The following is an 8,371-nucleotide window of genomic DNA, read 5'->3' on the forward strand; positions in this document are numbered from 1 at the left end:
TGGGCATCACTTAGGGTTAATCTAGTCATAACACTATGATTATCAATTATTCTATATATGTCAACACACCCTAGTATAAGTAACCTTTATCACTTATTTAGCATAGCAAGGTTTGCATAAAACGTTATATAAAGGTAGTAAATCTATACTGTGAATTTGTAAGTAAATCTGCACAATAAACATCAGGCGTACAAGTGGTGTCTATGAATAGTCATAACAGTGCTGTAAAATTCTGAGGATAAACGAACGATGTAAACGCTATAAATCAGCCAAGTGCAAGACTATTTTGACAAAAGGATACTTTGCCATGAAAAAAATAATGATTCCTACGAGCATGATGCTATTAGCTGCTGTTATCAGCGGCTGCGGCGATGATGAAGATTCGATTTATGGCTCAGGAAACAGCAATGAGCTGACAGTGACTCAGTTCGACAAGAGTATCGATCGTCAAACGGGCAGAGAAGCGATTGCTCGTATTGAGACTGAGTATAGCAATGGCGAGCGCGATATTGACGTCACCAATATCGTAGGTAATTTTAATACCCAAAATATCGACAACTTAGACAATTCGGTAGTACTGGCAGATGATTTCGAGGGAAGCTTAGAAAATCGTTACATCGAGGTGAATGGTCGGACGGTGAAACGGCCTATATATGAGAAAAATAATAACAATAAATTCGATTATCAAACAGTTTATAGAACGCTAAATCTAGCAGGGGTAAATGTCTTTAATTATCAATCGGGGAATGGTTCTAATGCCGCTCGAGGTATCTTTACGGCCTTAAACACTTATCCTAGTGTTGGCAACAATGCGCCTAGCACGCTTACTTTTCCTAACGGCTCCGTTTGCTATATTCCAGTGACCACTAGCGATCGCTCATTTTTTGTTTTTAATAATAAAGACAAGACCAATTATTCAGATCTCGATGATTGGATAGACGCAGCAGAAGATCGCTTCAATGATAATAGAGACTTTAGAACCTCTGAGTTATCTATTGGTGCGAATAATAATAACCCAGCGGCGCAAGTGAAATTCTTTGCGATCAATAATGATCCTGAGTACCTCTATAATGGTGTTAATTATGACGCTGCCATTTATGATACTGACTTTGTCGATAAAGACGCCTCGCGCCCGAATGAGGATAGCGTTCGCGGTGTCGTAGACTGTACGTTAGTCAATGAAGTAGCGGCTGACTTTATCGAAGCTCAGATTGACAGGTACTATTAAGCTGACATGTAATCTCACGTGCTGTTAGGCTCTCGTACGGTCTGAGAGATATTATTTTATGAATACTGTTCGAGTCGCTTGAGCCCCTTACCTGACAAAGAGTCATTTTAATAAACACGCTTTAGCAATCGTTTAAGGCGTGTTTTTTTTGCGCAAGTTGGGCACCTTAAGACGAAATCGGCTACAATACGCGCATTATTTTATTTATTAGATTGTATTCTCAATCAACATTATTGAAGCCAAAAACTATGAGCGTAGATCCAAAAGTTTTAGAAAAGCAAGTCGACAAACGCCGCACTTTCGCTATCATCTCGCATCCTGATGCCGGTAAGACCACTATGACCGAAAAGCTATTGCTTTGGGGTCAGGCTATTCAGGTGGCAGGCGAGGTCAAAGGCCGCAAAACCGATCGTCATGCTACCTCTGATTGGATGAGTATGGAGCAAGAGCGTGGTATTTCTATCACCACATCCGTGATGCAGTTTCCGTATCAAGAGCATGTCGTTAACTTACTTGATACCCCAGGTCACGCAGATTTCTCGGAAGATACGTATCGTACGCTAACTGCCGTCGATAGCGCGCTGATGATGGTCGATGGCGCTAAAGGCGTGGAGGAGCGAACCATCAAGCTGATGGAAGTCTGCCGCATGCGCGATACGCCGATTATCTCTTTCGTCAATAAGCTTGATCGGCAGATTCGTGAGCCGCTCGACCTGCTCAGTGAGATTGAATCTGTACTGAAAATCAAATGTATTCCGTTGACTTGGCCGATTGGGATGGGGCAGGATTTTGTAGGTGTTTATCATCTGACTGAGGACAAAACCTATCTTTATGAAAAAGGCCATGGTGGCGAGATTACCGTATCTGAGACTCGCGAAGGTTATGATTATCCAGATATCCGTGAGCGTTTAGGTAAGCTGATGTTTGACGCGTTCGAAGAGTCGCTTGAGCTAGTGCAGATGGCGCTCGAGGACTTCGATGTTGAGGCGTTCTTAAAAGGGGAGATGACCCCTGTATTATTCGGTACGGCACTGGGCAACTTTGGTGTCAATATGGTGCTAGATACGCTAGTTAAATATGCGCCAGCGCCCAAAGCGCATCCGACTGAGCAGCGCGTCGTTTCGGCAACAGAGCCCAAGTTTTCTGGCTTTGTGTTCAAGATTCAGGCCAATATGGACCCACGTCATCGTGACCGTATTGCTTTCTTGCGAGTGTGCTCTGGTAAATACGAAAAAGGTATGAAGATGCGCCAAGTGCGTCTAGCTAAAGACGTGCGCATCGCCGATGCTTTAACCTTTTTGGCCGGTGATCGCGAGGCGCTAGAAGAGGCCTATCCAGGCGATATCATCGGACTGCATAATCACGGCACTATCTCCATTGGCGATAGCTTTACCGAAGGCGAGGAACTGAATTTCACTGGTATTCCACACTTTGCGCCAGAGCTATTTCGCCGGGTGGTGCTCAAAGATCCGCTTAAGTCCAAAGCGCTACAAAAAGGCTTGCAGCAGCTCTCTGAGGAAGGCGCAACGCAGGTGTTTATGCCGCAGATTAATAATGATTTAATCTTGGGCGCGGTCGGTGTGCTACAGTTTGAAGTGGTCGCGCACCGTCTAAAAGAAGAATATAAAGTTCAATGTATCTTTGAGCCGGTATCGATTGCGACGGTACGCTGGATTCATTGTGATGATGAGGCAGCATTAGCGAAATTTAAGAAAAAAGCTCATGACCAATTATCGATTGATGGTGGTGGTTATCTGACTTATTTAGCGCCGTCGCGCGTGAATCTACAGCTGATGCAAGAGCGCTATCCGGAAGTGACTTTTAGTAATACGCGTGAGCATTGATGGTTAGACTATAATTTTAAAAGGCACGCTAAGCGTGTCTTTTTTTATGCCATTTTAGCTAACGCGTGGAAAGAAATAGCTGAACATTTAGTCGCTAGTGGCGCATAACCCTCAACACATTTTAAACAATGAGTCGTTAACAGATACGCTATGATTACAGCAATTCATCATAATATTTCTTAAACGACAACTCATTGAGGTCTACAGTGTTAACCCATTCATCTGCTACTGATAATGAAGCTAAGAGTAGCTACTTACAGCGCTGCTTACTAGCGCTTGCCACCGGCGGTTTACTCTCTGCTGGCCTAACGGCAAACGCCAGCACTTTGATCAGTAGTACGGAGTATCTCGATTATGAGCTACCAAAAGAGATACAAGAGCGCTGTTACGAAAAAGCCAACTGCCCAGAGATTGAGGTCAAATATCTAAATACCAATCAAAACTGGCTGAACGATATCGTCAATAAGCGCGTCAATAATATAGTCATCAATAGCAAAATGAGTGAATCACCAGTCGATAAATCAACTGATCAAAAGACGGCAAAAGCCGCTATCGATGATTTCGTCAAATCACAGTTTATGGATATGACGGAACAGGTGCGTTGGTCATATAGCTTGATGGTCACCCCTGAATATTTAGGTCATGTAAAGCTTAGTCAAGGAGAGGACTTAGAGTTGTTTGAGATCAGCTCTTATGTCTTTACCGGCGGCGCTCATGGTATGCCTTTTAGTGAGTATCTGATATTTGATCCGGCAAATGAACAGCAAGTAACCTTCAATGATATGCTAAAGCCAGATCAGCAGTCGCGTTTTAACGCTTTGGCCTATGACGCTTATAAGTCTTGGGTTAAATCGATAGATGAGGACATTGAAAGTTATGAGCAGAACTGGCCTTTTGTCACTAATGACAATGTGAGCTTGACCGATAAGGGCGTTAACATTCTTTATCAGCCTTATGCTATTGGCCCTTACGCGTATGGTATGCCAGTATTAACGATTCCGTATAACAAACTTGATGGCATCCTCAAGCCGCGTTTTATGCCTAGCCCCTAAACATCGCTCCTAAACCTCAATGGTTTTAAATTTTATTTTATCATTACGACTAATAACACTTATCGATAATAAGGAATGACCGTATGACAGACAATACAAACCAATCGAACCCAGTCACACCAGATACTATGTCTGACTTGCCTAGCTCTACCATGACTTGGCAGCTGACAGCATTGACAGCCGCGCTTGGTGATTTACAGTTGAACGTTAGTGATAGCCTATCAGTAGGCCGTGGTAGCGATAACGACGTGGTACTAGGCAGTAAAGAGGTCTCGCGTAACCACGCGGTTCTAAGCGTGTTAAATGCTGAGCTTTATGTCAAAGATCTGGAATCTTCTAACGGGACCTTTGTTAATGATAAGCGTATTGACGCGAATAAAACCGTGCTATTAACCGCGGACGATAAGCTTGGTTTTGCTAGCTTTGAGTTTCAAGTGATGGCTTTAGCTGCTGAGAATGTAGAGCAGAGCGCCACCGACCCAGCAGCTACAAAGCCAGCAGAAAAAGAGCCAGAAGACATAGTAGGCTCGGTACAAGAAAATCTGCAAACGGCTAGCACGCCATCGAAGGAGGCGGTAACAGAGCCAGCATTACCACCTGCTGCTGTTGAAGAAACGATCGCAGCAAGACCTTCGTCACCTAGCCGACCAGAAACGACAGCTGAGCCATTGGCAACAGAAGGTGAGCCAGAGCCTGTAGTAAAAGAAACTATCGTAGGTGAAGTATTAGCGGCTAGTGCTGGTCAAGAAGCTATGTCCGCAGCTCCTGTAGAAGAAGATATTGTCGCCTCTACGCTTGCTGAAAGTAAACCTCAAGACACGGTTATAGCAGATCCAGTAGCCGAGAAGCCAGTAGCCAAAACATCAGTAGAAGAATCGGTCATTGAAGAGCCAGTCAATGAAGAAACAACAATAAAAGAGCCTATCGCCAAAGAGCCAGTTGTGGAAGAACCACTCGCTAAAGAACCGGTAGTCGAAGCCCCAGTAGCCGAACGTCAAACTCCTGAGCATGACAAAACCACGACCACGCCTCTACAAGAAGAAGCCGATCCAGAGGTCTTACGCGCTAAGCAAGCGGCTACGGCTCAGTTCTCAGGAACGGCCAATCTAGGTCAGTCTCGCGACGTAGGAACTGCGGGTAATAATGCTATGGATCAAGCCGTAAACAATCCTGCCAATACTGCAGCTAATGAAAAGAAAGCAAGCGGCGGTTGGTTTATTTGGGTGTTTATCGCTCTTATTATCATCGGTATTGCGCTATGGCTGTTTAATATGGGCGGCGCGTAATTCGATTCGCTGACGGGGTGGTATTTAAAGTCCTATGATATGAGCAACTTTACTATCCTATTTTGTTATAATGGCGAGCCTAATATAGGCTCGCTTTTATTTAGCTGTCTGTTTTAATTCTCACTTAAACTAGCGAGTTTTCTCGATTATCGCTGTGGTTTACTTTATCCTTGTTTATTAATACCGTGCTCAGAGACGTCTTATGATGACCTTCGAAGAATATAATACCTTAAAAAGCAAAGGTTTTAGTCATGCCCCTCTTGTCAAAAAACGTTTGATGGACGCGCAGACGCCAGTATCTGTGTTTTCAAAAGTGCGTGACTTGAGTGGTTCTGCTTATTTGTTTGAGTCAGTAGTAGGCGGCGAGCGTTGGGCACGGTTTTCGATGATTGGCTTAGGTAGCGATCTGATATTGCAGTACGCTGATGGCCATATGACCATTAAGCAAGATGACCAAATCAGTGTAGACGCGGTCGCTGAGCCATTCGATTATATTCGTAAGCTCATGGCCAATTATAAGATGCCAACCACCGATGACATCCCGTCATTACCGAGCTTCAGTGGCGGCTTAGTCGGCTATTTTGGTTATGACATGGTGCGAGTCATTGAGCCAAGTATTGGCTTATCAGAGGCGCCCAATCCCATGACTTTACCAGATATGTGGCTGATGCTATCGATGAGCGTGATTGTCTTTGATAATCTAGAAAACACTTTATCTATCATCGTTTATGCTGACTGTAGCGACGAAGATGGCTATGGCGCCGCTATCCGTGAGCTTGAAAGAATAGAAGATAAGCTGGCAGAGATGCCAGATTTGAGCGCGCCTATTATGCCAACGCCGAAGTTCGTCTCGCAAACCGGACAAGATAAATACTGTAGTGATGTCAACAAAATCAAAGACTATATCTTTGCAGGCGACGTCATGCAGGTCGTCCCAGCGCAGCGTTTAACCGCTGACTATAAAGGTGATTCGCTAGCTGTGTATCGGGCATTAAGATTCCTTAATCCATCGCCTTATTTGTTTTTGGTGCACGGTTATACTTTGGATGATCACAAGCGTTTTGACATTATTGGCGCGTCTCCTGAGATTTTGTCGCGGATTGAGGATGGCAAAGTCACAGTGCGCCCTTTAGCGGGTACTCGCAAACGTGGACAAGATGAAAGTGAAGACTTAGCCCTCGAAAAAGAATTACTATCAGATACCAAAGAGATTGCCGAGCACTTAATGCTCATTGATTTAGGCCGTAATGATATCGGCCGTGTCTGCGAGTATGGCAGCGTCAAAGTCACCGACAAAATGTTCATTGAGCGCTACTCACAAGTCATGCACATAGCCTCTAATGTTGAGGGCACTGTCTTGCCTGACAAAGATGCTTTAGATGTGTTCTGCGCGACTTTTCCCGCAGGTACCCTATCAGGCGCACCCAAAATACGAGCGATGCAGATCATCGATGAAGTAGAACCCGTACGTCGCACGGTATTTGGCGGCTCAGTCGGTTATCTAGGCTGGCATGGCAACATGGATACCGCGATTGCTATTCGCACTGCAGTCATGCGCCGCGGTAAGATACACATTCAGGCTGGGGCAGGGGTAGTCGCTGATTCAGTGCCTGAGGCAGAGTGGGAGGAGACGAATAAAAAGGCTTTGGCACTTGTTAAAGCGGTAAAAATGGCTTGTGATGGCCTTAGGATTCGTTAAAATACAACTAACATCAACGCTATAAAAAATTGAGATGTAGGAGGACTATTTTTAGCGTATAAAAAATACTAATATAATCAAAGCATTAAAAATTAACTTGAAATATTTTATAAATAATCAAAAAAGGGCTTGCGTTCCAGCCGATATTTGATAGAATAGCCTCCACTTTGAGAGAACAAGCCGACTTAGCTCAGTTGGTAGAGCAACTGACTTGTAATCAGTAGGTCGCCAGTTCGATCCCGGCAGTCGGCACCATCTCTTTCAAAGTCGCTTTTTTTAGAATTGCTTTGTATTACGTTTATCGTAGTATGGCTTTCATTAAAAGCAAATTAAGGTGGGATTGGGGAGCGGTCAAACCCAACAGACTGTAAATCTGTCGCGAAAGCTTCGAAGGTTCGAATCCTTCTCCCACCACCATATTTTAAGTTTGTCACAGCACCAAAAGTACTCTAAGACCGATCAATATTTTGGTTCCATATAGAGCTATTGCGGGTGTGGTATAATGGTAACACCTTAGCCTTCCAAGCTAATGACGCGGGTTCGATTCCCGCCACCCGCTCCATATACGCGGCATCCATTGATGAAGTATTCACGGCAACGTAAATAGCGAGCACCCATACATCACGACAGTCATCTATTATAGCTGTTTCGTGATATTTTTTTTATATAACTGAAAGCTTTTTGGTTATCTAAGATAGGCTCATATAGCTCAGCGGTAGAGCACTCCCTTGGTAAGGGAGAGGTCTCGAGTTCAATTCTCGATATGAGCTCCATTTATTATTCTAGTTGCCAAAGTTACTTATCAATTGTTATTATCTAAAAGATAGATAGTATAAAAAGCTAGATAGTATGAGAGATACTATCAAAATATTCAATAGCATTATAAGAGTTATGCGAATATTAAAAAATACAAAGCCTACTCAGTAAAATGATGATTTTAAGGTGACACTGAAGTGTTGCCTTTTAGTGCTGTCAGTAGCTTGATATTGCTAACTTGATACTGTTATGAAGTAGCCAAGATTAAGCCTTATAGTTTATAATTACTTTTAGTCGCTAAAATATAGTTTTAACATTATAACTTCAACGGTTTGATGGTAGTGTCAGCAGAATAAATAGACATCGTGAACCGTCAAATATCTATTTACCGATCTTACTGTTTATCATTTTTTAAGCATAAAGACTCATCAATAAAAAGGATACACTCATGGCAAAGGCCAAGTTTGAACGCAACAAGCCCCACGTCAACGTCGGCACCATCGGAC

Annotated in this window: 5 protein-coding genes and 4 tRNA genes; all 9 read left to right on the forward strand. The window is 43.5% G+C overall.

Annotated elements, in window-relative coordinates; all coding sequences use genetic code 11:
- Nucleotides 1-307 precede the first annotated feature (307 nt).
- The 9 genes from ACS8FD_RS12645 (at nucleotide 308) to ACS8FD_RS12685 (ending at nucleotide 7,882) form a co-directional block, all read left to right on the forward strand.
- The gene (locus tag ACS8FD_RS12645) at nucleotides 308-1,228 is read left to right on the forward strand and encodes a hypothetical protein (RefSeq protein ID WP_439276166.1); all 921 of its coding nucleotides are present in this window, start codon (nucleotides 308-310) and stop codon (nucleotides 1,226-1,228) included.
- A gap of 248 nt (nucleotides 1,229-1,476) precedes the next feature.
- Nucleotides 1,477-3,072 (forward strand): peptide chain release factor 3, encoded by a 1,596-nt coding sequence (locus tag ACS8FD_RS12650; protein ID WP_439276167.1) that lies wholly within the window; start codon nucleotides 1,477-1,479, stop codon nucleotides 3,070-3,072.
- A gap of 206 nt (nucleotides 3,073-3,278) precedes the next feature.
- Nucleotides 3,279-4,124 (forward strand): RsiV family protein, encoded by an 846-nt coding sequence (locus ACS8FD_RS12655; protein ID WP_439276168.1) that lies wholly within the window; start codon nucleotides 3,279-3,281, stop codon nucleotides 4,122-4,124.
- Nucleotides 4,125-4,207: 83 nt separating this feature from the next.
- Nucleotides 4,208-5,410, forward strand: coding sequence for an FHA domain-containing protein (locus tag ACS8FD_RS12660; protein WP_439276169.1), 1,203 nt, complete (start codon nucleotides 4,208-4,210; stop codon nucleotides 5,408-5,410).
- 202 nt (nucleotides 5,411-5,612) lie between these two features.
- Nucleotides 5,613-7,109, forward strand: coding sequence for an anthranilate synthase component I (trpE, locus tag ACS8FD_RS12665; RefSeq protein ID WP_439276170.1), 1,497 nt, complete (start codon nucleotides 5,613-5,615; stop codon nucleotides 7,107-7,109).
- 179 nt (nucleotides 7,110-7,288) lie between these two features.
- A tRNA-Thr gene (locus tag ACS8FD_RS12670) sits at nucleotides 7,289-7,364 on the forward strand.
- Nucleotides 7,365-7,442: 78 nt separating this feature from the next.
- Nucleotides 7,443-7,526, forward strand: a tRNA-Tyr gene (locus tag ACS8FD_RS12675).
- Between the two features lie 71 nt (nucleotides 7,527-7,597).
- A tRNA-Gly gene (locus ACS8FD_RS12680) sits at nucleotides 7,598-7,671 on the forward strand.
- Between the two features lie 136 nt (nucleotides 7,672-7,807).
- Nucleotides 7,808-7,882 (forward strand) — tRNA-Thr (locus ACS8FD_RS12685).
- The last annotated feature ends 489 nt before the right edge of the window (nucleotides 7,883-8,371 follow it).

The organism is Psychrobacter sp. 1U2 (assembly GCF_051847575.1).

Excerpts from the sequence above, each read along its gene's own strand:
- ACS8FD_RS12645 (WP_439276166.1), top strand. The coding sequence starts at position 308 with ATGAAAAAAATAATGATTCCTACGAGCATGATGCTATTAGCTGCTGTT.
- ACS8FD_RS12650 (WP_439276167.1), top strand. The coding sequence starts at position 1,477 with ATGAGCGTAGATCCAAAAGTTTTAGAAAAGCAAGTCGACAAACGCCGC.
- ACS8FD_RS12660 (WP_439276169.1), top strand. The coding sequence starts at position 4,208 with ATGACAGACAATACAAACCAATCGAACCCAGTCACACCAGATACTATG.
- trpE (WP_439276170.1), top strand. The coding sequence starts at position 5,613 with ATGATGACCTTCGAAGAATATAATACCTTAAAAAGCAAAGGTTTTAGT.